The organism is Caulobacter sp. GW821-FHT11E11, assembly GCF_058808315.1.
In genome coordinates, this window is sequence record NZ_JBXARO010000006.1 from 145,392 (window position 1) to 167,664 (window position 22,273).

Genomic DNA, 22,273 nt, shown 5'->3' on the forward strand with positions numbered 1-22,273 from the left:
GGTAGGACTCGAACCTACGACCAGCCGGTTAACAGCCGGCTGCTCTACCACTGAGCTACCGCGGAACAGGTCGCTCTCAAGAAGAGGTGGGTTGATAGCCGCCTCGCCGAGTCGGCGCAAGCGGCGAAATCACTGACGCTTCGATCAAAAACGCACGGCGAAAACCGGCGAGACGATGCGGTTTTGAATGTGGGGGATCTTCGACCGAGCAAGGAAGAAGAGTGGCTCCGCGGGTAGGACTCGAACCTACGACCAGCCGGTTAACAGCCGGCTGCTCTACCACTGAGCTACCGCGGAACAGGTCGCTCTTTTGAAGAAGCCGGGTGATAGCCGCCTCACCGCGCCAACGCAAGCGCCTAATTTCAAAAAAACAGCCCGGCTTTGCGGCCGGGCTGTAGAAGTCAGTGATGTGGGCGCCTTCAAAGAAGACACGCTTAAAATCAGCGATTTATGGTTAACGAGACCTTAATTCTTAACGCCATGGCCATTTGGTCGCAGGGGCGCGCGCCCCCAGGCTAAGGGCGCTTGGGAATCTCGAGACCGCGCTGCACAGCCGGACGGGCCAGGCCCGCTTCCAGCCAGCGCGGGACGTGCTTCAGCGACGCCCAGTCGACCAGCTCGCCGGCCCCGTAGAAGCCGTTGATGTTGCGCACCCAGCCCAGGGTGGCGATGTCGGCGATGGTGTAGTCGTCGCCCATGATCCACTGGCGGTCGGCCAGACGGCTTTCCAGCACGCCCAGCAGGCGCTTGGACTCGGTGGCGTAGCGCTGCAGCGGACGCTTGTCCTCGTACTCGCGGCCCGCGAACTTGTGGAAGAAGCCGACCTGGCCGAACATCGGGCCGATGGCGGCCATCTGGAAGAACACCCACTGCAGGGTCTCGTAGCGCGCGGCCGGATCGGCGGGCAGGAACTTGCCGGTCTTCTCGGCGAGGTAGACAAGGATGGCGCCGCTCTCGAACAGGCCCAGCGGCTTGCCCCCCGGACCGTCGGGATCGATGATCGCAGGGATCTTGCCGTTCGGGTTCAGCGACAGGAACTCCGGACCCCAGGTCTCGTCCTTGCCGATGTCGATGGTGTGCGGTTCGTAGGCCAGGCCGGTCTCTTCCAGCATGATCGAGACCTTCACCCCGTTGGGCGTCGGCAGCGAATAGAGCTGGATCTGGTCGGGATGCTGGGCCGGCCAGCGTTTCGTGATCGGGAAGGCGGACAGATCCGACATGCGGGGAACCTCTTTTGATGCTCGCAACGGCGCCGGTTGCATTTGGAGAGCCGACCGCCGTTTTTCCAGAGCCGACCCAAAACGAGGAGAGGACAATTCGCGCCATTTGATCCGTCCGCGAACATCGCTATCCGGATAGCCTGACATAAGGCTCGGGGGGGCCAGACTTCACCATGACAACCGCCGACGACCACTGGCCCGCCACGCTGGAACGCGTGATGGGCGCGCTGGACTTCAATCTGGCGCCCGTCGGCCCGGGCAAGTCCGAGGTCCAGGCCAAGATTCGCGGCGACATCAGCCAGATGCCGGCCCTGATCGGCCTGGCCATCCGGGCGGCGATCCAGGTCGACAGGCGCGTGGCCGCCTCGGACAGCGAGGCGCCGGTCGACCGCAAGGCGATCCTGGCCCGCAAGGACCTGTCACGCGCCCTGATGGACGGCGTCGCCAGCATGTTCGTCACGGGCTACGCCACCGCCTATCGGCTCGAGCTGGCCCGCATCCTGTGGATCGGCATCGCCGACGCCCCGCGCCGGCGACTTGAGGACCTGGCCCGCCCCCGCGCCTAGTCCTTACCAGGCGCCGATGTTCGGCATCGAGACCCAAGGCTCGGTCGGCGGCAGATGGCCTTCCTGCAGCAGTTCGATCGAGATGCCGTCCGGCGAACGGACGAAGGCCATGTGGCCGTCGCGCGGCGGACGGTTGATCGTCACGCCCATGTCCATCAGGCGCTGGCAGGCGGCGTAGATGTCGTCGACACGATAGGCCAGGTGGCCGAAGTTGCGGGCGCCGCCGTAGTCCTCGTCATCCCAGTTGTAGGTCAGCTCGACCATCGGGCCGTCGCGGTCCTCGGCCAGCTCGACGTCGCCGGGTGCGGCCAGGAAGACCAGGGTGAAACGCCCCTTCTCGCTTTCCATGCGGCGCATTTCGCGAAGGCCCAGACCCTCGCAGAAGAACCGCAACGAGGCGTCCAGATCGCGGACGCGGACCATGCTGTGCTGATAGCGCAAGACGAAACTCCCTCTAGATCGTCGAGGGCTGGATATAGACCTCAGCCTTACCCCGCGAAATCCACTAAACGGCCGGCTCGCGCTCGCGGGTCTGGCGACGCCACAGGGCCGCGTACTCGCCGCCGGCGTCCAGCAGGACCTCGTGGCGGCCGCGCTCGACAATCTTGCCTCGGCGCAGGACCACGATCTCGTCGGCGTCGGCGATGGTCGACAGGCGGTGGGCCACGACCAGGGTCGTGCGCCCTGCCCTGGCCTTGCGCAGGGTCGCCTGGATCGCCGCCTCGGTGCGACTGTCCAGGGCGCTGGTGGCCTCGTCCAGGATCAGCACGCGCGGTTCGGCCAGCAGGGCCCGGGCGATGCCGACCCGCTGACGCTCGCCGCCGGAGAGCTTCAGGCCCCGCTCGCCGACCTTGGTCGCCATGCCCTCGGGCAGGTTGCGGATGAACTCGCCCAACTCCGCCGCCTCGGCCGCCGCCCAGACCTCGGCTTCGGAGGCCTCCGGACGGGCGAAGGCGATGTTGGCGGCCAGGGTGTCGTTGAACAGCGCCACGTCCTGCGGCACCAGGGCGACGGCCCGGCGTAGCGAGGCCTGTTTCAGGTCGCGCAGGTCATGGCCATCCAGGGTCACGCGCCCCGCCTGAGGATCGATCATCCGCAGCGCCAGGCGCACCAGGGTGGTCTTGCCCGCGCCCGAGGGGCCGACGATGGCTACGGTGGTCCCCGGCGCGACGCTCAGCGTGACGTCCGACAGCCCCTCCGACCGCGCCCCATGACGGAACGAGACCTGCTCGAAGGCCACCGCGCCGCCGCGCTGGTCGGCGCAGGGCGGCAGGTCACGGGCGTCCGGGGCGTCGGCCACGTCGGCGGTCTGGCGGCGCAGCTCCAGCATCGCCTCCATGTCGATCAGCGACTGGCGGATCTCGCGATAGGCAAAGCCCAGGATGTTCAGCGGGGCATACAGATTGATCAGGATCAGCACGGCGGCGGTGACGTCGCCGGGTCCGATCTTGCCGGCGGCGGCCTCGGCGCCGGCCAGCACGGCCATGGCCCCAAGGCCCAGGCTCATCACCGCCGACTGGATCAGGTTCAGCAGGTTCAGCGAGTTGGTCGCCTTGATCTGCGCCTCGCCATAGACGTCCAGCGCGTGCTCATAGCCACCGACCGCCCGGCCCTCGCCTCCGAACGACTTGACGGTCTCGTAGTTCAGCAGGGCGTCGACCGCCCGGCCCGCCGCTTCCGCGTCGGCCTCGTTCAGGGCCCGGCGGTGGCCGATCCGCCAGTCGGAGATGGCGAAGGTCAGGTAGCCGTAGACCCCCACCGTCGCCAGGGCGACGGCCGCGAACCGCCAGTCATAGGCCTTGGCCAGGACGATCGCGGCCAGCACCAGCTCGATGCCGGTCGGGGCCAGGTTGAAGACCAGGCTGCGCAGCAGGAAGTCCATCGACCGGGCGCCACGATCGATCGTTCGCGACAGCGCGCCGGTGCGCTTGGACTGGTGGAAGTCAATCGACAGCGACAGGGCGTGCGAGAAGGTCTCGACCGCCGCCCGTGTCTGGGCCGCCTGGGCCACCGGCGTGAAGACGGTGTCGCGCGCCTGCGGCGCGGCGGCGGAGACGAAGCGGATCAGCGCCCAGCCGATGGCCAGGCCCGCGAAGGCCCAGGTGACGGCAGCCGCCGCCCCCTGCCCGGCCGACAGCTGGTTGACCGCCTTGCCCAGCATCAGCGGGGCCACCACGCCCAGCACCTTGCCGGCCAGGGTCAGCAACAGCGCCACCGTCACCCGCCAGCGCAGGCCGGGGGCCTTGGAGCGCAGAACGAGCTGGAAGAGGTCCCCCATCGCCCGCCAGAAGCGGACCGGCTGGTCGGGACTGGCGATCGCGCCCGGCGTGGCCCCGCGGGCTTGCGGGCCGCCCATGCCTCTCATCGCGCCGCGCCGATCAGATAGGTGGACTGCACGCCGCCGCCGGGCGTCATCCAGTCGACGCGCCAGCCATTGGCGGCGCGCTCGGCGCGGACCGGGCCATAGGACAGCGCGCCCGCCGGGGTGATGACGACCGAGACCGCGTTCTCGCCGCCCTCGCCCGCCACCTGGATGTCATGGACGCCGGGCGCCAGCAAGCCCCGCAGCGAGATGAAGAACCGTCCGCTGTCGTCGGTGCGGGCGCCGCCCTGGGTGATGCGGTCGACGCGGACATTCAGGCCTGCCCCGGGCGCGGCTACGCCCGACACCACGGCGCCGCCGCCGCGATCGACGTCGACGGTCAGGATGCGCGGCGACGACGAGGCTTCCGCCAGGCGCAACGCGCCCGCGCCGGCCCGCAGCAGGGCGACCTCGCCACCCTCGGCGACCATCACATAACCCTCGGCCTGGACCGTGCGGCCCTCGTGGGTGGTCGAGACGCCGAACAGGCGCACGCCGGGCGCGTTGGGCACCGTGACGGTCCACTGCCCCACGGCGTCGACCCGGCCTATCACCACCTCGCCGGTCGGCGAGCCCATCCGCAGGTCGGAGTCCGGCGCGCCCTTGCCCGCCAGCGAGAGGCCGTTCGCCGCCTGGCGCGCGGACTCCACGGTCGGCGGGGCCACATAGCCCGCCTCGGCGCTGTCGAGCCGGTCGCCCTTGGCCGGCGCGACGGGCGTGCTGGGTCCGCAGGCGGCCAATCCAGCGACGAGGCCCATGGCGAGGATCTGCGGCTTGAATGCCCGGAAGCGAATCCTGATCATGTGGCCTCAAATAGGAACGTATCGAAGGCGCGCGAGCCCGCGCGCCTTCGTCTTGTGTGGAGTGGACGACGATGACCGACGAGTCTAGCCGCCTGGGATCGGTCTGCGTCTATTGCGGTTCGTCCAACGACGCCGACCCCAGCTACATCTCGGACGCCTTCGCGATCGGTGAAAGCTTCGCCCAAGCGGGCCTGGAACTGATCTATGGCGGCGGCGGCGTGGGCCTGATGGGCGCCACCGCGCGCGGGGCGCACTCGGCTGGCGGCAAGGTGCTGGGCATCATCCCGACCTTCCTGCGCGGCCGCGAGCAGCCGTTCGACGACGTGGAGACCGTCGTCGTCGACAACATGCATGAGCGGAAGATGATGATGTTCGAGCGCTCGGACGCCTTCGTCGTGCTGCCCGGCGGAATCGGCACCCTGGAAGAGATCGTGGAATTGTTATCTTGGCGCCGTTTAGATCTTCACCAGAAGCCGATTGTGTTCCATAACCCCGGCGGCTTCTGGGATCCGCTGTTCGAGCTGATCCGCCACACGATCGACGCGCGCCTGACCCCGCCCAGCCTGGCCAACGCCTGGCGCGCGGTCGAGAAGGCGGAGGACGTCACCCCCACCCTGCTGGCCTGGGACGAAGAAATCTACCAAGCAGGCGCTCCGGCAACGCTTCGCCCATTGACTTAGTTTTCAAAAGAAACGCACTATCCGCATGAGCTCGCCGGCATGCAAGGCCTCGCGGACTCATGCGCCGGATCTCCCATTCGGCGCGGGGATAGGAGACTAAGGAAAATGCGTACCGCTATCTTCGCGGGCCTGACGGCCTGCGCCCTGATGTTCGCGGGTTCGGCCAACGCCGCCGACACCCAGAGCGCCTCGCTGAAACTGAAGACCGCCACCACGACCGAACAGTTCATCCACGAAGGTTCGGTGTGGCGCTGCAAGGAAGACGCCTGCAGCGCGCTCACCGTTCCGTCCCTGCCGATCGGCCGCGCCTGCCGCCGCGTGGCGGGCCAGGTGGGTGAAGTGACCGCGTTCAACTATCGCGGCAAGTCGCTGGACGAAGCCGGCATCGCCGACTGCAACACGGCCGCCAAGAAGAGCTGAGGCTCTCAAGGGTGAAAAAAGCAAAGGCCTCCGCCAAGGACTGGCGGAGGCCTTTTTCTTGAGGGTGTGGGACCCTTTACGCGCTTACTTGCGTCCGGACTTCGTGGACGGCGACTTGGGCGGCTTCGAACTCGGCCGACCTCCCACCAGCATCCCGCCCAGCAGGGCGAACGAGAACATGGCGTGGTTCATCTTCGATACGTTCATGGCGGCGTCTCCCAGACATAGCCGTTAGGACCAGGAGACGCGCGCGGCTTACAGGGGTTTTCACCCTCCTAGTCGTCAGCGCGTCAGAGCCTAGGATGCGCCCATTGCCGCGCTCTGCAAGCAAAAATAATCCGTATAAGGAGCATATCAGCCTGCGGACGATCCGGTCGCAGCCCACTGATTTGGCTCAATTTTTTACTCAGTACACGGTGCATTTTGGCGCTATCCGAAGCATAGCAAGGCTTTGCGGGACCTGGCCTTGATATTGCAACCACCAAGCGCCCTCCACGTTTCCGCTCCCGCCGACCGCGCACAAAAAAGCCGCCCGCGTCGGCATGACGCAGGCGGCTCGTCTGGTTTAGACCAGTTGGTCCGTACGCTGCTCTACACTTGAGGCGCGATGGCCGCCGAAACCGGCGGCCGCTTTCGGCTATCGCGCCTATGCAGCAGCGTCGAACGACAGCGATTCGTAGCGCTTCAGGTGGTGATCGACCGAACCGAACAGGCCCTCGATCAGGCTGGCGCGCTTGAAATAGTGGCCGATCGACAGCTCGTCGGTCATGCCCATGCCGCCGTGGATCTGGATGGCGTTCTGGCCCACGAACTTGCAGGCGCGACCGATGCGGACCTTCATGGCCGAGACGGCCTTGGCGCGCTCGGCGGCGCTCTCGTCGACCTTGATGGTGGCCATGTAGATCATCGACACCGACTGCTCGACCTCGATGAACATGTCGACCATCCGGTGCTGCAGCACCTGGAAGTTGGCGATCGAGGTGCCGAACTGCTTGCGCTGCTTGGCGTAGTCCAGCGTGCCTTCGTGCAGCTTGCGCAGCACGCCCACGGCCTCGGCGCCGACGGCGGCGGTGGCCTCGTCGATCACCTGGTTGACCAGGGCCAGGCCGTCTTCCGAGATCAGCGCGTCGGCCGGGACCGAGACGTTCTCGAAATAGACTTCCGAGGCGCGGTTGCCGTCGACGGTGGGATAGTCGCGGGTCACGACGCCCGGCAGGCTCTTGTCGATCAGGAACACGCCGACGCCGCCGGCGTCGCGCTGGGCGCCGCCCGTGCGGGCCGTGACGATCAGGTGGCTGGCGAACGGCGCGCCGACCACGACGGCCTTGTGGCCGTTCAGGACCCAGCCCGAGCCGTCCTTCTTGGCGGTCGTCTTCAGGTCCTGCCAGGTGTAGCGGCCCTGCGGCTCGGCATAGGCGAAGGCGACGGTGGTCGTGCCGCCGACGATGCCCTCGATCACCGAGGCCGCGCCCGCATAACCCGAGTGCTTCATGAAGCCGCCACCGATGACGACCGAGCCGAGATAGGGCTCGATGACCAGCGCCTTACCGAACTCTTCCATGATGATCATGTTGTCGATGGCGCCGCCGCCCAGGCCGCCCAGCTCTTCGCTGAACGAGGCGCCCAGGATGCCCAGCTCCTCGGCGAAGGCCTTCCAGTAGTCGGCGCTCCAACCGGCGTCCGAATTGACGATCTTGCGGCGGGTCTCGAAGTCGTACTTGTCCTGCAGGAAGCTCGCGACCGTGTCGCGGACCATCGACTGCTCTTCGGTGAAGTTGAAATCCATCCCTGGGTTTCCGTTCTTCTGTCGCCCAGCATCAAGGCCGGGTCGTTGAAATCATGAGAGAGCGAAGTCCGGGCCGCGCGGCGGCCCGGTTGGGTCGCGGGCGCTAGAGCCCCAGCACCATCTTGGCGATGATGTTGCGCTGGATCTCGTTGGAGCCGCCGTAGATCGACGTCTTGCGGACGTTGAAATAGGTCGGCGCGGCGCGGTGCGCGAAGTCGGGACCGATCGGGTGGGCGTTGTCGCCGTCCTTCGGGAAGCCGCGGAAGTACGGCGCGCCGTAGTGGCCGGCCGCTTCCAGAACCAGCTCGGTGATCCGCTGCTGGATCTCGGTGCCCTTGATCTTGAGGACGCTCGATTCCGGACCGGGACCCTTGCCCGCCGCCTCCCCCGCCAGGGTGCGCAACTCGGTATATTCCAATGCCGTCAGGTCGATCTCCAGTTCGGCGACCTTGCGCTTGAACATCGGATCCTTGATCAGCGCGTCGCCGTCGTCCGACAGCTCGGTCGAGGCGATCTGGCGGATGCGCTCGATGCCGCGCTTGGAGCGCGCCACGCCGGCGATGCCGCTACGCTCGTGTGCCAGCAGGAACTTGGCGCAGGTCCACCCCTTGTTCTCGTCGAAGATGCGGTTCTCGACCGGCACCTTGACGTTCTCGAGCCAGACCTCGTTGACCTCGTGCTCGCCGCCCAGGGTGATGATCGGACGCACGGTCACGCCGGGCGACTTCATGTCGATCAGCAGGAACGAGATGCCTTCCTGGATCTTGGCGGTCGGGTCGGTGCGGACCAGGCAGAAGATCCAGTCGCCGTGCTGGGCCAGGGTGGTCCAGGTCTTCTGGCCGTTGACCAGGTAATATTCCTTGCCGTCGTCGCCGGTGAAGCGCTCGGCCTTGGTCTTCAGGCTGGCTAGGTCCGAACCGGCGCCCGGCTCGCTGTAGCCTTGCGACCACCAGATGTCGCCCGACAGGGTCGGCGGCAGGAAGCGTTCCTTCTGCTCAGGAGTCCCGAAGGTGTAGATCACCGGGCCGACCATGTTGATGCCGAACGGCAGGATCGGCACGCAGTCGGCACGGGCGGTCTCTTCCGACCAGATGTAGCGCTGCACCGAGGTCCAGCCCGGACCGCCGTACTTTTCCGGCCAGGCCGGGGCGACCCAGCCCTTCTTGGCGAGGGTGCGGTGCCACGACAGGAAATCGTGCTTGGCCATCTCCTCGCCCTCTTCCTGCTTCTCCCGCAGGCCCGCCGGATAGTTCTCGGCGATGAAGGCGCGGACCTCGTCGCGGAAGGCGAGGTCATCGGGCGAGAAGTCCAGATTCATGGCGGGCTCCCGTTCAATCGGCCCCTCTGCGGGAGGCCGTTATTTGAGTTTCGGCGCCACGATAGATGTCGAACGAGCGTTTGGAAAGATGACGTTAGCGTCAACGGAAGCGAATGTTATCCGCGTTCACTTATACCCGCCCCCTAAAGCCCTAGCGGACCTCGCAGGCCAGCTTGACGAGGGCCAGGGCCGAGGCGCCGCCAACCCCTTCCTCGTCGACCGTATCGAGCGCCAGAAGCGGACGCTTGTCGAGGATTTCGAGCAGCCGGGCATGGCCCTTGGCAGGGCTGACATGGGCGGCCAGACAGTGGTCGATGGCGCTGGGCTCGACGGCACGCACCACGGCGGCGGCCGCGCAGGCGGCATAGCCGTCCAGCAGCACAGGGATCTTCTGGGTGCGGGCCGCCAGGATGGCGCCGACGACGGCGGCGGTCTCGCGGCCGCCCAGCTGGCGGAGAATCTCCAGCGGGTCGTCGCCCATGCCCTCGGCCTTGGCGCGCGCCACGGCGGCGGCCACGGGCTCGGGATCATCCGACCAGTCCGAAGCCTCGCCGCCGAACAGGGCCAGGCACACGGCGGCCGCCGTACGGGCGGCCTCGGCGACGATGACGCCGGGGATCAGCAGGTCGGGCTGCTTGGCCAGGGCCTCCATGCCGAACGCCATGGTGGCGGCGGCTTCCTTTTCGCTCATCGAGGCCTGGCCGACGAAGTCCGGCGACGGACGGTCGATGGCCAGGTCGAAGGCCTCCAGGCCTGCGCCCTGCACGCCGGCCAGGCGCGAGACGGTGGCCCCGCCCGAGGCGATGGCCTCCAGGCGGTCGCGGGCATAGCCGCGCGGCCCGACGCCCTGGCGCGCCCCAGCATACAGGGCCACGACCGGACGGTTGACGGCCGGCGGGCTCTTGCCGCTCCAGGCGGTCAGCCAGGCGGCGATCTCGGCCAGGCGTCCGCCCTGCTCCAGCGTCGGAGATGGGCCCGGCGCGGGCGGCGAGACGGCGAGCTGGCGGATGTCGGCGAACGGGGAAGCGGTCATGAGCGCGGACTTAAACCCGTCCGCGCTCAAAGCAACCCCAGAACGGCTCCAGAAGGGCAAGCCTTCAGGACGACAAGGCCTTAGGACGAAGCGCCCGACGTGGCGACCGACGTGCCGATGAAGGTCTTGCAGCCGCCGTCGCGCTCGGCCAGCAACTTGGCCTTCACGGTCTCGTTGCGGGTCTTGCCGGCTTGGCGAGCGTCGTCACGCATGCCGTCGCCGCGATCGCGCATCACGATGTCGCGCCCCTTGCCCTGGTCCTTGATCTGGGCCTTCAGGGCCGAGGCGTCGAGAGCGCCCAGGTCGGCCGACATGGCCAGACCCAGGCAGCGGTTGGCCTTCAGATATTCGGCGTCGCTCCAGCGGTCGGCGGCGAAGGCCGGCGCCGCGGCGGCCGACAGAGCCGCGCCGGTCAGGACGATGGCGATGAACTTGCGCATGGAAGGTCTCCCTCTCTGGTGTGATCCGGGCGCGAGGAGGCTTTCGCCGCCGATGCTTGCGCTCGGGCGTTTGGACGCTCAAAACTGTTCTTGATGACTGCCCCCGCCGCCCCACCCCGCCCGATCGTCACGCCTTGCGTGAAGGTCTGCGCGGTCGACGGAACGACGGGCTACTGCCTGGGCTGTCGCCGGACCCTGCCGGAGATCGCCGGCTGGGCCAGGCTGACCGACGAGGAGCGGGCCGCGATCATGGCCGCCCTCCCCGATCGCCCCGATCCGATGGCCGCATTGATGGCGGCCACCGGGGGCTAGAGCCCGCTTACTTCGCGCCGCCGCCCAGATAGGCCGCGCAGGCGCCGTCACGTTCGGCCAGCAGCTTGGCCTTCTTCTCGCCGTCGGCGCCGTCGGCTTCCTTGGCGGCCGACAGGATCTTCTTCTGGGCCGACGTGCGAACGGCCAGTTCGCGCGCGCTGCCCTCGGTGCGCAGGAAGGTGTCCAGGGCGGCGGTGTCCAGCTTGCCCAGGTTCTCCGAACCGGCCAGACCACGGCAGCGCGCGGCTTCCAGGAACTGGAAATTGGTGACCGAGCCGGCGTTGGCGGCGCTGGCGAACGACGCGACGGCGACAGTCGCGATGATCAGCGTTTTCATGGCGTTTTCCCTCGATAAGCCACTTTATTGTCGACGGGAGAGATAACGCCGCTCCAAAGTTTTCCGAAGTTAATTCCAAGACATGAAAAGCATTACATCCATGTAATGCGTAATGTTAAATCGGTGTAATATGAACACCGTTCAGTACAGAACTATATTTGTTATGATATTGGTAACCATGGTGTGAAAATCGCATTGCCGATTCACGCCTTGAAAACGCCTCCCTGCTAATGATTTAGGTAACGGCCGCAGAAGCGGTCTCAAAGCCGGTATGGCGAGGGTGTCTTCTATGTTGAGGTTCGCGGCGATCGCTTTCGTGGGCGCCCTGTCGGCGGTAGGCGCGGCCAAGGCCGTCGTCTCGCTCGACGACCTGCGCCATCCGGAGCTTCGCGCCCCCAACGCCGCCTCGGCCACCCTGGGCGGCGCCGAAGGCGGCGCGGCCCAGATCACCAAGGATCGTGACGGCCACTTCTGGGCCCAGGGCGCCGTCGACGGCAAGGCCGTGCGCTTCCTCGTCGACACCGGCGCCACCGCCGTCTCGCTCAGCATGGCCGACGCCCAGCGCCTGGGCATCGACACCAGCAAGCTGACCTACGACTACAACGTCATCACCGCCGACGGCCGCACCCGCGCCGCCTCGGTGCACTTGGCCAGCGTCGCCATCGCCGGCGCCAAGGTCCGTAACGTCGACGCCCTGGTCATCGAGAAGGGCCTCGAGAACTCGCTGCTGGGCATGAGCTATCTGGGCCGCCTGTCGCGGTTCGAGGCCACCCCGAACTCGCTGATCCTGCACCCGTAGCCTTAGGCGGCGGGCGCTTCAGCCCGCTCTTCGCGCGCCGCCAAGGCCGCGCGCACGGCGTCCAGCGCCCGATCCACCACATCCAGCCCCGCGCCCGCCTTGACGCCCTCGACCGTCAGGATGCGCCGCCATGCCCGCGCGCCCGGCAGGCCGTGGAACAGGCCCAGCATGTGCCGGCTCATCGCCGCCAGGTGCACGCCCGCCGCCAGCTGGCGCGCCAGGTACGGCTTGTAGCGCTCGACCGCCTCGAAGCTGTCGACATCGGCGACATCCATGCCGAACACCCGCCGATCGACTTCGCCCAGCAGGCCGGCCTCGTGATAGGCCGCGCGGCCCAGCATCACGCTGTCGACGCCCCGCGCCAGGTGCTCCAACGTCGCGTCGATGTCGGGCACGCCACCATTGATGCCGATGAACAGGTGCGGCCGCTCGCGCTTGAGCCGATAGACCAGCTCGTAATCCAGCGGCGGGATGTCCCGGTTCTCCTTCGGCGACAACCCCTGCAGCCAGGCCTTGCGGGCATGGACCACGAAGCCCGTGATCCCCGCCGCCGCGCTGGCGTCGACCAGGGTGAACAGCGCCTCTTCCGGATCCTGGTCGTCGACGCCGATCCGGCACTTCACCGTCGCCGGGATCGTCACCGCGTCCTTGATCGCGGCCATGCACTCGGCCACCAGATCCGGCTCGCGCATCAGGCACGCCCCGAACCGGCCGCTCTGCACCCGATCGGACGGACAGCCGACGTTCAGATTGACCTCGTCATAGCCATAGTCCTGCGCGATCCGCGCCGCCTGCGCCAGCTCGGCCGGATCCGACCCGCCCAGCTGCAGCGCCACCGGGTGCTGACCGGGGTCATAGCCCAGCAGCTTCTCGCGATCCCCGTGCACCACCGCGCCGCTGGTCACCATCTCGGTATAGAGCAACGCACGGCTGGACAGCACGCGGTGCAGCGACCGGCAATGCCGATCGGTCCAGTCCATCATTGGGGCTACGGAGAACTTCGTCATAAGTCTTTGATTTATTGAATAAGTTTTTCAAAAATCACGCCGTGACGGACGGACCGACTGGCGTGTGATTTCAATCACTTAGAGGACTTTCGTGTGCAATTACATGCCGAATTTCGGGCCCGGCTGCACACGAACGACCGGTGTGTGCAGCCTGCCGACGAGACTGGCTATTTCCGCCAGTGCGAGGGCGCTGCATGGCCGCCTGGCTCGGCGGTTGAGCGCTTGGCCCCGGCGACCGCCCAGGCTTGAAGATCCGAGAGTGGTTTGCCTCCATAAAACGGACATTCGGCTGCGGAGGCCATTTCCGGGGACGAACCAACACACCGCAGACACCTCCCAGCTTATCTACCCGGGCGCTTTCGGGGTCTCACGAGGGCCCGCTGGCGCATGCTGCGGCAAGCGCGGCAGGCCGCCGATCATGCCGTCCGGGCGCGCCTTGGCCAGCATGCGCTGGTAGGCGGGACGCGCCTCGATCTTCGCTTTCCAGGCCGCCACGTTTGGGAACTGCGACGCCTCGACCAGGTTCAGGCCGGTCGCGGCGTTCAGCGGGAACATCATCATGATGTCGGCGCCGGAGAAGGCCGCGCCGCCGAACCAGGGATGCTGGGCGAGGAAGTTCTCGGCGAACTGCACGACGGCCTCGGAGTCCACCAGGCGAGAGCGCTGCTTGGGCGGCTGGGCAGTCCAGGCGCGATAGTCGGAGAACAGCCGCGCGGCCAGGCTGCCCTCGGCGTAGTGCATCCACATCAGGTGGTCGGGGTAGTCCCGGCTATCCAGCGCCGGCTGCAGGCGTCCGGGAGCATGGCGGCCCAGGATCAGTTCGATGATCGCGCCGGACTCGACCAGCACCTGGTCGCCGTACTTCACGGTCGGGGCCATCGGCACGACGGGGCTGAATTCGCGGATCAGGGCCATGGAGCCAGCCAGGTCGCCCCGCTTGAACTTGAGCTCATAGGGAAAGCCCAGCTCTTCCATCAGCCAGACGATCCGCTCCGAACGGCGGCCCTCCAGATGGTAGATCGTGATCGGCGGCAGCGGCTTGCCCGGCTTGGCGTTGGCGCTCGAGGCGATCAGCGGCGCGGCCGCCAGGCCGGCCAGAGCGCCCAGCGAGGCGCGGCGTCCCATGGACTGTTTCATAGGGCTCTCCCAGAGAGATGACGTAATTGAGGAAGGCGGGGCGAGACGTCTGCAGCCGCGGCGCCCGCGCTGGTCGTCCCGCCCCTTACGCAGCGCCGGCAAGAACGCTGCGCGAGCGGGTTCTAGAAGGCGACGTCCAGGCTGATCCCGGCCCGGCGCACGGAGTCCGGGCTGAAGTACTGGACGTAGCCACCGGGGTTCAGGGCGGTCACCGGCGACGGCGTGATCTGGGCGGCGTAGCGCTTGTCCAGCAGGTTGCTGGCGTACAGCGCCACGCTCCAGGCCTTGTCCGGCGCCGAAACGCCGATGCGGCCGCCGAGCAGGCCATAGGCCTTCTGGATCGTCCCCGGGTCACCGCTGATCGAGTAGTTGATGTCGCTCTGCCAGTTCCAGTTGGCCTGGAGGAAACCGCGAAGGCCTGGGGTCAAGGACCGCTCATAGACTGCGCTGACGCCGTAGACCCACTCGGGCACGCCCGCCAGGCTCAGGCCCTTGGCGTTGAAGAAGCCGTCCAGCGAAGTCGGGGTGGCCGGCGGCGCGCTGCACGGCCCGCCCTGGGCGATCTTGGGTTGGCCGAAATAGCACTGCACGCCGTTGAAGTCGGCATAGCGAGCGTGAGTATAGGCGAGACCCGCCGTCAGGCTGAGACCGCTCGCCGGCCGCGCCATCAGGTTGGCCTCGAAGCCTCGCGTCTTGATCTCGCCGGCGTTGGTGATCCGCGAGGAGTAGGTGGCGCTGGTCAGGTCCGAGACCTGGGCTTGGAAGTTCTTGACCGTGGTGGCGTAGACATTGGCGTTGACGATCAGGCGGCGATCCAGGAAGGCGGCCTTCACGCCGGCCTCGTAGCTGGTCGGGATCTCGGGCTGCACGCGCTGGTCGGCCAGGCTGTTGGCCGCGCTCAGGCCGCTGAAGCCCGGGCCCTTGTAGCCCCGCGACACGGTCGCATAGGCCATGATGTCGTCGCTGAAGTTGTAGCGCGGCCCAATCCGCCACGAGGTGTTGGTGTTCTCCACCTCCTGGTGCAGATCCAGCGTGATCGAGCCGGGGATGTAGACCGCGCCGGGCGTCGGGGCGCGGTGATAGTCCAGGGTGATCTCGTCGCGTGTGATCCGCGCTCCGGCGATCAGATCGAGCTTGGACGTGATGTGCAGGCCGACCTGGCCAAAGCCCGCGAAGCTGGTCGAGTTGATGTCGTTGACCGTCGAGGTCTCGAAGATCGTGCCCAGCGGCGCGCCGGGAATGATCGGCACGACCACGCCATTGGTCGCGGGCGTGATCCAGCTGAGCTGTCCCCGCTGGCGGATCAGCGACGAAGCCTTGGAATGGTAGAGATAAAGGCCGGCGACATAGTCGAGCCGCTCGCCGATCGGCGACGTCAGGCGCAGTTCCTGGCTGAGCCAGTCGGTCTTCCCTGCCCCGCCGTTGGTGTCGACATAGCTGACCGGCGTCAGGTCGCCGTCATAGAAGGCCTCGCGCTTGACCGAGCGATAGGCGCTGATCGAGGTCAGGGTCAGGTCGCCCAGCCCGTAATCGACCTGCAGCGTGCCGCCCTGGGCCGTCGACTTGCCTTGCGACGGGCCGTTGGCGGCGACCTGCAGGTTCTTGGGACCCGCGACGATGCCGTAGCGGGCGTTGGTCACCGCCGGCGCGTAGCCCGGCGTGACCTTGCGCCAGGTCGATGAGCAGCAGAAGGCGTCGTTGTCGGTGCGGTCCGCCGAGAAATAGACGGTCAGGTCGTCGCTCGGCCGCCACAGCGCCTTCAGGGTCAGGGTGCTGACGTCCTGGGGGTCGGTGAAGACGTTGTCCTTGGCGAGGTTGCGGATCAGACCGTCGCGCTGGTTGTGCGTGGCCACCAGGCGCAGGGCCAGGGTGTCGCTGACAGCCAGATTGCCGATCGCCTGCAGGACCTGTTCGCCGCGCTCACCGTACTGCAGGTGCAGCTGGCCGCTGTTCTCGTTCAGCTTGGGCCGGTTGGTGATGAAGTGGACCAGGCCCGCCGAGGCGTTCTTGCCGAACAGCATGCCTTGCGGGCCACGCAGGATCTCGACGCGCTCGACATCGGCCAGGGTGGCGAGGCTGGCGGGATCGGCCAGCACCACGCCGTCGACGACGGTGGAGATGCTCTGCTCGATCCCCGCCGAGAAGCTGCTGGTGCCGACCCCACGGATCGTCAGGCCCGAGGCGCTGCTGCTGAGGCTCTGCTTGAAGCGGACGCTGGGGTCGATCAGCGACAGTTGCTGGGGCTGGGTGATGTTCATGGAGGCCAGCGCCTCGCCGCGCACGGCGGTGATGGCCAGCGGCACGTCCTGGACGTTCTCGGCCCGCTTCTGGGCGGTGACCGTGATCTCGTCGACCGTGACGACAGGTGTGGCGGCGCGCGGCGACGCATCGTCGGCCAAGGCGCCGCCGGCGGCGAACATCACGGCGACGCCGACCGACGCCCCCATCAGCAGATCCGTCCTCAGAACTCGCGAAGAGCGGGGTTGGAAGGGCATGGCGCATTCCTCCTTGAGCCGCTGCGCGGCTTCTTTTGTGATCTGTCGGGCGCACGCCCTCGCCGCCCGTCCGCAGACGGCCGTTGAAGGCGGGGCGAACCGTGCGGCTCGCCGGGGTGTGGATCAGCGTCCGGGCCCCAAACGCTTAAGTAACGCTATCGTCACTTAGTGAACCTGACAACCGCTTTCGAACGATTGTTCGTCAGGCTGCCGCGCTGGGCCTCTGGGTGACGCGGTCGAGCCAGGCGAGGACGTGGCCGCAATCCTCGGGGATGGCGACGCCGATCATCCGCCCGAAGTCCACCGTGGTCTGGGCGACGATGTCGGCCATGCTGTAGGCGGGGCCGGCGATGAAAGCCTTGTCGGCCAGCTCGCCATCCAGCCAGCGGTAGATCCGGTCGGCATGGGCCCGGTTGGACTCGCCGAAATCCTTGTACTGGGTCAGCAGGCCGGCGGTCAGCGGATGGGTGTGCCGCCAGATGTGGGCAATCGGCGCCATCAGCTGGAACTCGATACGCCGGATCCACATGTCGATGGTCGCCTGCTCCAGGGCGGTCTCGCCGAACAGCGGCGATTGCGGGTGCAGGCCTTCCAGATAGCGGCAGATACTGACGCTCTCGCTCAGGAACGTACCGTCGTCCAGCTCCAGGACGGGCACCTGACCCAACGAGTTCTTTTCCAGGAACCCGGCGGCCTTGTGGGCGCGCTCGCCCAGCGGCACGCGCTCCTGCTCCAGGGCCAGGCCCTTCTCGGCCAGAAAGATGCGGACCCGGCGCGGATTGGGCGCGGGATTGTCTTCGCCATAGAGCTTCACGTGTGGTCGCCTCCCCTTCGGCTTTACGCCGTGCGCGGGGTCTCGACGCCCCGCAGTTAAGTAACGGTATCGTCACTTAACTGCGGGAGCAACCGTCGTCTGCGCCGGAAGGCTTCAGGCGGTCTTGGCGGGGCGAGGCTCGCCGTACTTCTGGGCCAGGGCCTTGGCGCCGGCGACCACCGCCAGGGTGATCGCGTCGATCATGGCCTCGTCATCGCCATCGCGGGCGTCCAGCGCGCCCGCCGTGCCGGCGACCATGAACCAGGCATATTGCTTGGCCTGCCGCGCGGGCAGTCCGAAGGCTCTCTGCAGGCCCAGCGCCCAGGCGTCGGCGTCGGCCTTTCGGTTGGCGCGCGCGCGTTCGGCCAGGGGACCGCAGTCCCGGACCAGCCGCAGGAACAGCTCGCCGCGCTCATCCGCCCGGCGGCACCAGTATTTCAAGGCGCCGCGCACCCACTCCTCGAAGGTGGAGGCCGGGCCGACCTCGGTCGCCAGGCGCTCGACATAGATCTGGGTCTCGCGGTCGAACAACGCGGTCAGCAGGTCGTCACGATCGCTGAAGTAGCGATAGCCCAGCGCCTTGGTGACACCCGTGAGCGCGGCCACGCCATCCATGGTGACGGCCGCGACGCCCTGCTCGATGACGATCTGCGCCGCCGCATCCAGGAAGCGTTCGCGTCGTTCCGCCCCCTTCAAACGTGTCTGGGTCATGCCCGCATCGAAACTCCGCCCATCCCCCTTTTTGGCGCGATGGCGCGCGAAGTAGCAAGGGTGTGCAGGACGACCTATTGGACGCGGGTCGGCCTGCTTGGCAAGGCCAGGACCGCCAGCGCGGCCAGCAGCGAACCGGCCGCCATGCAGCAAGCGACCACGAAGAGACTAAAGCCCTGCGCGAACATCAGGCCGGCCCGGCCGTTGGCGCTCTTCCAGGAACTCGACATTCAGCACCTAGGTCGAGAAAACCGGCGCCGCCCCCTCACGGCCAGAGGTCGATAAGGAAAAGTGCCTTGAACCGTAGGTTGTCGATGCCACAATGGCCGAAGGCTGGGGAGAAGCTGAGTGCGCGTACTGCTATTGATGCTGACGTCCGTCTTCGTCGGAACGTCGGCGTATGCACAATCGGATCAGGTCCGCCGAGGCCCAGCCCCTGATTGGGCCACGCAGTCCGAGCTCTTGCCTGTACCGAACACGGTCGATGGTCCTGTGTTCATCCGCCGCCAGGATGCAGAGATTCATCTCAGCGATCAGGGACAGGCGCAGTTTCTCGCCTCTCGCATCAAGATCTTGCAATCGGCCGCATTGTCGCTCGGCAACATCTCGATTGCCTGGAACCCCCAGGCGGGCGCGCCGATCGTCCATAAGATCGGTATTATCCGCGATGGCCAAGTAACCGATATTTTGAGCCAAGCCTCATTCGAGGTTCTACGGCGCGAGGGACAACTTGAAGAGGCTCGGCTCGACGGCATCTTAACGGCCGTTCTTCGTGTCCCTGACCTAAGGGTCGGGGACGAGCTCGAGATCGAATTCACGACCTTCATCAGCGATCCCACGCTGAAACGGCGGCAGGCCGGGCTCCTCATGATCGCACCAAGCCCTTCGCCGGGCCGCTATCACCTTGGGCTCAGCTGGGATCCGGGGCGCGAGCCCAAGCTGAAGATGACCCCCGACATGTCTGCGGTCATGGTCAAGGGCGAGCGCGCGGTCGACTTCCGGATCGACAATCCGGCGACCGTCTCCGCGCCGAAGGATGCGCCGCCTCGCTATCAGTGGCAGCGTGTGGTGGAGTTCACTGATTTTGGCGATTGGGCGTCGATTTCGCGTCACTTCGCACCGCTCTATGCGAAGGCGGCGACCCTGGCCGCCGACTCAGCCGTCAAGCGCGAGGCAACGCGCATCGCGGCGTCTCAGGCACAGCCTCTAGACCGTGCGCGCGCCGCGCTGAAGCTGGTCCAGCAGGACGTAAGGTACGTCTATGTAGGCCTCAATAGCGGCAATCTCACCCCGGCTTCCGCCGACGAGACCTGGCAGCGCCGGTACGGCGACTGCAAGGGCAAGACCTCGCTCCTGTTGGCGCTGTTGCGAGAGCTTGGGATAGAGGCCGAGCCGGTGCTCGTCAGCTCGGAAGGCGACGATGGTCTGGACCAGCGCTTGCCCATCCCGCAGCTTTTCGATCACGTCCTGGTGCGCGCGCGCATAGACGGCGCGACCTATTGGCTGGATGGAACGCTGCCCCCCGTGGCGCAGCCAAGTGCACGTCCGGTTTTCCCGTTGAGTTGGGGGCTGCCGTTGACGACTGAAGGCAGCGCCTTGGAAAGGCTGCCGCCAAGGACCCTGACAACGCCCGACGAGATCAATCTGTTCGAGATCGACGCACGGGCCGGCTTTGACAAGCCGGCACGCATCGTTTCGACGCGTATTGTCCGGGGTGTGCCAGGACTTCAGGAGCAGTTGCAGTTTTCGACCGTGACCTCGGGACAGTTGCTGGAAGTGTTTCGTCAACGCGCCGTGGGAGAGACGTGGCAGACGATCGATGACGTCCAATGGCGTTATGACGAGAAGGCCGAGGCCAGCATCCTGACCATCAGCGGGGTCGGCGCAGTCGACTGGGATGACGACGGCGGCGGCGCGAAATCGCTGTCGCTGCCTGGCGGCGGCTTCAGCCCGCCCGAGCGACGTGTTCGGGCGGCTGATCGGAACAAGGACGCCCCCTTCTACACCACGCCTGAATACACCTGCCACGTAACGACGGTGCGGTTGCCCACCTCGACACAAGCAAGGCAATGGTCGTCGACGGCAAGCTATGACGCGCGTCTGTTTGGTCGAAACTACTACCGCGCGTGGGAGCTGCGCGACGGGGCCATTCGTATGGTCCGTGGATCAAGGATTGAGCAGGCGGAGATCGACGCCGCGACGGCCCAGCATGACAATTCCCGCATCGCCGGGTTCGACAACAGCATGGGTTGGATCGCCTACGCGCCAACCGGGCGAAAAGCGTCCGTTGGCAACGGAGAGACCGTGCCGGCTACCTATGACTTCGATTGGACAGCCGAGGACGTCCCGTGCGCGGCCACGCCGAAAAGCGCTGATAGGTAGCTCTGGAAATTCACGCTTCAACAGGTAGGGCCGCCTCGCGCCTATGGAGCGAGTTCCGATACGATGGCCTTCATCTTGATCTCGAAGCCATCGAAGGCTCGTTCCAGGCGCCACTGGTCGCGCGCCTTGGGGCTGGCTTTCAGCACGGCCGCGCAGGCCGCTGGCGGCGTCGGGCCACTGACGCCCAGGCACGGTCCATCCCACAGGCTCACGCCCTGCAGGAACGAATAGGTCAGGCTGTCGCGAGACATCTGTTTCAGTCGGCCATAGCTCACGCCCTGCTCCAGCGCCGCGCGCATGTATTCCTGGGTCAGATCGCTTCGTGCGACGCCCATGTCGTCGGTGGACAAGGTCACCGGCACACCAGCCGCCAGATACAGCGCCAACGGATGGTCCTTGCCCTTCACGCCCAGGATGACGTCGTTGCTGGTCAGGTTGATCTCGACGGCGACCTTGTCGCGGGCCATGCGCGACAGCAGCTTTTCGGCGTCATCCTCGTAGGCGATGTCGACGCCATGGCCGATGCGCCGTGCGCCGGCGATCTCGACCGCCTCGGCGATGTGGAAGCGCAGGTCGCGCGGCGGCGTCAGGCCCATCGCCAGCTCGCCGGCATGCAAGGTCAAGGGCACATCGGGATAGAGCGCCTTGAAGAAGGCGAAGAGGCGCATGTGCAGCCGGTAGTCCCGCAACGACACCGGGCCATCCTCGGGCTCCAGGATGTTGATGCCGACATAGCGGGGATCAGCCTTCACCAAAGCGAAGGCGGCGGCCATCTGGCCGAACACCACCTCCGGCGGACGTTGGCGCGAGATCGACAGCAAATAGCGCAGCGTGACATCGCACGCCGGCTCGGGCTTTGCGGTTCCGCAGCGATTGAGGGCGGCGATGGCCTTGTCGTTGGCGTCCGCCACGGCTGTCGCCGCCGGCAAGGCCCTGGCGATCGTCAGCTTCAGCTGATCAAGACGCGCTTGCAGGATCTTGGGATCCAGGCGCTCGGGCGGTGCGCCGTCGGCGGTCCGTATCCACGGATCGGCCCAGGGGATGGCGACCGAGGCCTCGACCACCGCGCGCGAGGCGCTGGAGCCGGCCATCAGCTCAAGATACAGCGTGTTGTCGAGCGCGGCCTGACGCAGGGCCTCGGCCTGAATATTCACGCCGCGATCCACGCCCCCACCCCTGCCGAAACGACCGAAGGTGCGGAAGAAGCGCCGGTGACCGGAGATGTCGGGCTCGCCCACGCCCTGCTCGAAGCGGCGGGTGGAAAGCGCATCGACGATGTCGCTGTAGAGGTCGGGATCACGCTCGGGCAAGCCCTTCAAGGCGACCAGATCGGAGCCGGAGTCGCCGCACGGCGCCGGGACTAGAGATTGGCTGGCCTTGGAAAAGCATCCGTCGGCCGCCGCCGCCCAGGTGATGAAGTCCTCGGCATAGGTGCCGCCGCCTGCGTGGTTATGCAGGTCCGCGCCCTTAGGCATCTTGGTCAGCAGAATGCGCAGCAACGGCGGCGACGCGGCGGCCTTGGCGAAGATCGCGTCAAGCTGAGCATCCGCAGGCGTCGCGGCCATGACCGGACCGGCCGACGCCAGGCAGCTGGCGACGAACATGGCCGTAAGACCCTTCATGCATGCGGACATCACACGCTCCCCCTCAT

23 protein-coding genes and 1 tRNA gene are annotated in these 22,273 nt (G+C 66.8%); 6 read left to right on the top strand and 18 right to left on the bottom strand.

Annotated elements, in window-relative coordinates:
- Positions 1-222: 222 nt before the first annotated feature.
- Positions 223-297: transfer RNA gene (locus AC1RR5_RS16235), tRNA-Asn, on the bottom strand.
- A 218-nt stretch (positions 298-515) separates the two neighbouring features.
- On the bottom strand, positions 516-1,220 hold the full coding sequence (locus AC1RR5_RS16240) for a glutathione S-transferase N-terminal domain-containing protein (protein ID WP_492922908.1): 705 nt from the start codon (positions 1,218-1,220) through the stop codon (positions 516-518).
- A 173-nt stretch (positions 1,221-1,393) separates the two neighbouring features.
- On the opposite strand from AC1RR5_RS16240, the gene AC1RR5_RS16245 reads away from it, so the two are divergent.
- On the top strand, positions 1,394-1,786 hold the full coding sequence (locus tag AC1RR5_RS16245) for a hypothetical protein (protein ID WP_492922910.1): 393 nt from the start codon (positions 1,394-1,396) through the stop codon (positions 1,784-1,786).
- A 3-nt stretch (positions 1,787-1,789) separates the two neighbouring features.
- Here AC1RR5_RS16245 and AC1RR5_RS16250 read toward each other — a convergent pair whose 3' ends face one another.
- From AC1RR5_RS16250 to AC1RR5_RS16260, 3 genes are all read right to left on the bottom strand, one after another.
- Entirely contained in the window at positions 1,790-2,227 is a 438-nt protein-coding gene (locus AC1RR5_RS16250; protein ID WP_492922911.1) for a VOC family protein, read from the bottom strand.
- Positions 2,228-2,291: 64 nt separating this feature from the next.
- Positions 2,292-4,217: an ABCB family ABC transporter ATP-binding protein/permease gene (locus AC1RR5_RS16255; RefSeq protein WP_492923389.1), complete on the bottom strand. Its 1,926-nt coding sequence runs from the start codon at positions 4,215-4,217 to the stop codon at positions 2,292-2,294.
- A complete protein-coding gene (locus AC1RR5_RS16260) occupies positions 4,148-4,951 on the bottom strand; it encodes a hypothetical protein (protein ID WP_492922913.1) in 804 nt (267 codons plus the stop codon). Before AC1RR5_RS16260 ends, AC1RR5_RS16255 begins: the two co-directional genes overlap by 70 nt.
- Before the next feature lie 71 nt (positions 4,952-5,022).
- Between AC1RR5_RS16260 and AC1RR5_RS16265 the strand changes: the two genes are divergently transcribed.
- Together AC1RR5_RS16265 and AC1RR5_RS16270 are read left to right on the top strand one after the other, a co-directional pair.
- Positions 5,023-5,631, top strand: coding sequence for an LOG family protein (locus tag AC1RR5_RS16265; RefSeq protein ID WP_492922915.1), 609 nt, complete (start codon positions 5,023-5,025; stop codon positions 5,629-5,631).
- Between the two features lie 105 nt (positions 5,632-5,736).
- Complete coding sequence (locus AC1RR5_RS16270; protein WP_492922917.1) at positions 5,737-6,051, top strand: DUF8200 family protein; 315 nt, start codon at positions 5,737-5,739, stop codon at positions 6,049-6,051.
- An 84-nt stretch (positions 6,052-6,135) separates the two neighbouring features.
- Here AC1RR5_RS16270 and AC1RR5_RS16275 read toward each other — a convergent pair whose 3' ends face one another.
- The 5 genes from AC1RR5_RS16275 to AC1RR5_RS16295 form a co-directional block, all read right to left on the bottom strand.
- Entirely contained in the window at positions 6,136-6,273 is a 138-nt protein-coding gene (locus AC1RR5_RS16275; protein WP_454718656.1) for a hypothetical protein, read from the bottom strand.
- A gap of 424 nt (positions 6,274-6,697) precedes the next feature.
- Complete coding sequence (locus AC1RR5_RS16280; RefSeq protein WP_492922919.1) at positions 6,698-7,837, bottom strand: acyl-CoA dehydrogenase family protein; 1,140 nt, start codon at positions 7,835-7,837, stop codon at positions 6,698-6,700.
- A 103-nt stretch (positions 7,838-7,940) separates the two neighbouring features.
- A complete protein-coding gene (locus tag AC1RR5_RS16285; RefSeq protein WP_492922921.1) occupies positions 7,941-9,155 on the bottom strand; it encodes an acyl-CoA dehydrogenase family protein in 1,215 nt (404 codons plus the stop codon).
- Positions 9,156-9,306: 151 nt separating this feature from the next.
- Positions 9,307-10,188: a nicotinate-nucleotide--dimethylbenzimidazole phosphoribosyltransferase gene (locus AC1RR5_RS16290; protein WP_492922923.1), complete on the bottom strand. Its 882-nt coding sequence runs from the start codon at positions 10,186-10,188 to the stop codon at positions 9,307-9,309.
- Between the two features lie 80 nt (positions 10,189-10,268).
- On the bottom strand, positions 10,269-10,628 hold the full coding sequence (locus AC1RR5_RS16295; protein ID WP_492922925.1) for a hypothetical protein: 360 nt from the start codon (positions 10,626-10,628) through the stop codon (positions 10,269-10,271).
- 93 nt (positions 10,629-10,721) lie between these two features.
- Between AC1RR5_RS16295 and AC1RR5_RS16300 the strand changes: the two genes are divergently transcribed.
- The gene (locus AC1RR5_RS16300) at positions 10,722-10,940 is read left to right on the top strand and encodes a DUF1289 domain-containing protein (protein WP_492809996.1); all 219 of its coding nucleotides are present in this window, start codon (positions 10,722-10,724) and stop codon (positions 10,938-10,940) included.
- A 7-nt stretch (positions 10,941-10,947) separates the two neighbouring features.
- Here AC1RR5_RS16300 and AC1RR5_RS16305 read toward each other — a convergent pair whose 3' ends face one another.
- Entirely contained in the window at positions 10,948-11,277 is a 330-nt protein-coding gene (locus tag AC1RR5_RS16305) for a hypothetical protein (RefSeq protein WP_492922927.1), read from the bottom strand.
- Between the two features lie 280 nt (positions 11,278-11,557).
- Here AC1RR5_RS16305 and AC1RR5_RS16310 point away from each other — a divergent pair, with 280 nt between their 5' ends.
- Positions 11,558-12,076, top strand: a complete 519-nt coding sequence (locus AC1RR5_RS16310; RefSeq protein WP_492922929.1) for a TIGR02281 family clan AA aspartic protease — start codon at positions 11,558-11,560, stop codon at positions 12,074-12,076.
- Between the two features lie 2 nt (positions 12,077-12,078).
- Here the strand turns inward: AC1RR5_RS16310 and dusA are convergent, their stop codons facing one another.
- The 6 genes from dusA to AC1RR5_RS16340 form a co-directional block, all read right to left on the bottom strand.
- Positions 12,079-13,083, bottom strand: coding sequence for a tRNA dihydrouridine(20/20a) synthase DusA (gene dusA / locus AC1RR5_RS16315; RefSeq protein ID WP_492922931.1), 1,005 nt, complete (start codon positions 13,081-13,083; stop codon positions 12,079-12,081).
- Positions 13,084-13,428: 345 nt separating this feature from the next.
- Positions 13,429-14,220 carry a glutathione S-transferase family protein gene (locus AC1RR5_RS16320; RefSeq protein ID WP_492922933.1) on the bottom strand — a complete coding sequence of 264 codons (792 nt, stop codon included), beginning with the start codon at positions 14,218-14,220 and terminating at the stop codon, positions 13,429-13,431.
- A gap of 122 nt (positions 14,221-14,342) precedes the next feature.
- A complete protein-coding gene (locus AC1RR5_RS16325; RefSeq protein ID WP_492922935.1) occupies positions 14,343-16,667 on the bottom strand; it encodes a TonB-dependent receptor in 2,325 nt (774 codons plus the stop codon).
- Between the two features lie 250 nt (positions 16,668-16,917).
- Positions 16,918-17,529, bottom strand: a complete 612-nt coding sequence (locus AC1RR5_RS16330) for a glutathione S-transferase family protein (RefSeq protein WP_492922937.1) — start codon at positions 17,527-17,529, stop codon at positions 16,918-16,920.
- A 114-nt stretch (positions 17,530-17,643) separates the two neighbouring features.
- Positions 17,644-18,240 (bottom strand): TetR/AcrR family transcriptional regulator, encoded by a 597-nt coding sequence (locus AC1RR5_RS16335; protein ID WP_492922939.1) that lies wholly within the window; start codon positions 18,238-18,240, stop codon positions 17,644-17,646.
- A 74-nt stretch (positions 18,241-18,314) separates the two neighbouring features.
- Positions 18,315-18,470: a hypothetical protein gene (locus AC1RR5_RS16340; protein WP_492922941.1), complete on the bottom strand. Its 156-nt coding sequence runs from the start codon at positions 18,468-18,470 to the stop codon at positions 18,315-18,317.
- A 118-nt stretch (positions 18,471-18,588) separates the two neighbouring features.
- On the opposite strand from AC1RR5_RS16340, the gene AC1RR5_RS16345 reads away from it, so the two are divergent.
- A complete protein-coding gene (locus tag AC1RR5_RS16345) occupies positions 18,589-20,622 on the top strand; it encodes a DUF3857 domain-containing protein (protein ID WP_492922943.1) in 2,034 nt (677 codons plus the stop codon).
- Positions 20,623-20,663: 41 nt separating this feature from the next.
- On the opposite strand, the gene AC1RR5_RS16350 is transcribed toward AC1RR5_RS16345, so the two are convergent.
- Positions 20,664-22,256: an adenosine deaminase family protein gene (locus AC1RR5_RS16350; protein ID WP_492922945.1), complete on the bottom strand. Its 1,593-nt coding sequence runs from the start codon at positions 22,254-22,256 to the stop codon at positions 20,664-20,666.
- Positions 22,257-22,273 lie beyond the last annotated feature (17 nt).

Bases quoted from the DNA above. Each gene is read 5' to 3' on its own strand.
- AC1RR5_RS16240 (WP_492922908.1), bottom strand. From the start codon at position 1,220: ATGTCGGATCTGTCCGCCTTCCCGATCACGAAACGCTGGCCGGCCCAG.
- AC1RR5_RS16245 (WP_492922910.1), top strand. From the start codon at position 1,394: ATGACAACCGCCGACGACCACTGGCCCGCCACGCTGGAACGCGTGATG.
- AC1RR5_RS16260 (WP_492922913.1), bottom strand. From the start codon at position 4,951: ATGATCAGGATTCGCTTCCGGGCATTCAAGCCGCAGATCCTCGCCATG.
- AC1RR5_RS16265 (WP_492922915.1), top strand. From the start codon at position 5,023: ATGACCGACGAGTCTAGCCGCCTGGGATCGGTCTGCGTCTATTGCGGT.
- AC1RR5_RS16270 (WP_492922917.1), top strand. From the start codon at position 5,737: ATGCGTACCGCTATCTTCGCGGGCCTGACGGCCTGCGCCCTGATGTTC.
- AC1RR5_RS16280 (WP_492922919.1), bottom strand. From the start codon at position 7,837: ATGGATTTCAACTTCACCGAAGAGCAGTCGATGGTCCGCGACACGGTC.
- AC1RR5_RS16285 (WP_492922921.1), bottom strand. From the start codon at position 9,155: ATGAATCTGGACTTCTCGCCCGATGACCTCGCCTTCCGCGACGAGGTC.
- AC1RR5_RS16290 (WP_492922923.1), bottom strand. From the start codon at position 10,188: ATGACCGCTTCCCCGTTCGCCGACATCCGCCAGCTCGCCGTCTCGCCG.
- AC1RR5_RS16295 (WP_492922925.1), bottom strand. From the start codon at position 10,628: ATGCGCAAGTTCATCGCCATCGTCCTGACCGGCGCGGCTCTGTCGGCC.
- AC1RR5_RS16300 (WP_492809996.1), top strand. From the start codon at position 10,722: ATGACTGCCCCCGCCGCCCCACCCCGCCCGATCGTCACGCCTTGCGTG.
- AC1RR5_RS16305 (WP_492922927.1), bottom strand. From the start codon at position 11,277: ATGAAAACGCTGATCATCGCGACTGTCGCCGTCGCGTCGTTCGCCAGC.
- dusA (WP_492922931.1), bottom strand. From the start codon at position 13,083: ATGACGAAGTTCTCCGTAGCCCCAATGATGGACTGGACCGATCGGCAT.
- AC1RR5_RS16320 (WP_492922933.1), bottom strand. From the start codon at position 14,220: ATGAAACAGTCCATGGGACGCCGCGCCTCGCTGGGCGCTCTGGCCGGC.
- AC1RR5_RS16325 (WP_492922935.1), bottom strand. From the start codon at position 16,667: ATGGGGGCGTCGGTCGGCGTCGCCGTGATGTTCGCCGCCGGCGGCGCC.
- AC1RR5_RS16335 (WP_492922939.1), bottom strand. From the start codon at position 18,240: ATGACCCAGACACGTTTGAAGGGGGCGGAACGACGCGAACGCTTCCTG.
- AC1RR5_RS16340 (WP_492922941.1), bottom strand. From the start codon at position 18,470: ATGTCGAGTTCCTGGAAGAGCGCCAACGGCCGGGCCGGCCTGATGTTC.
- AC1RR5_RS16350 (WP_492922945.1), bottom strand. From the start codon at position 22,256: ATGTCCGCATGCATGAAGGGTCTTACGGCCATGTTCGTCGCCAGCTGC.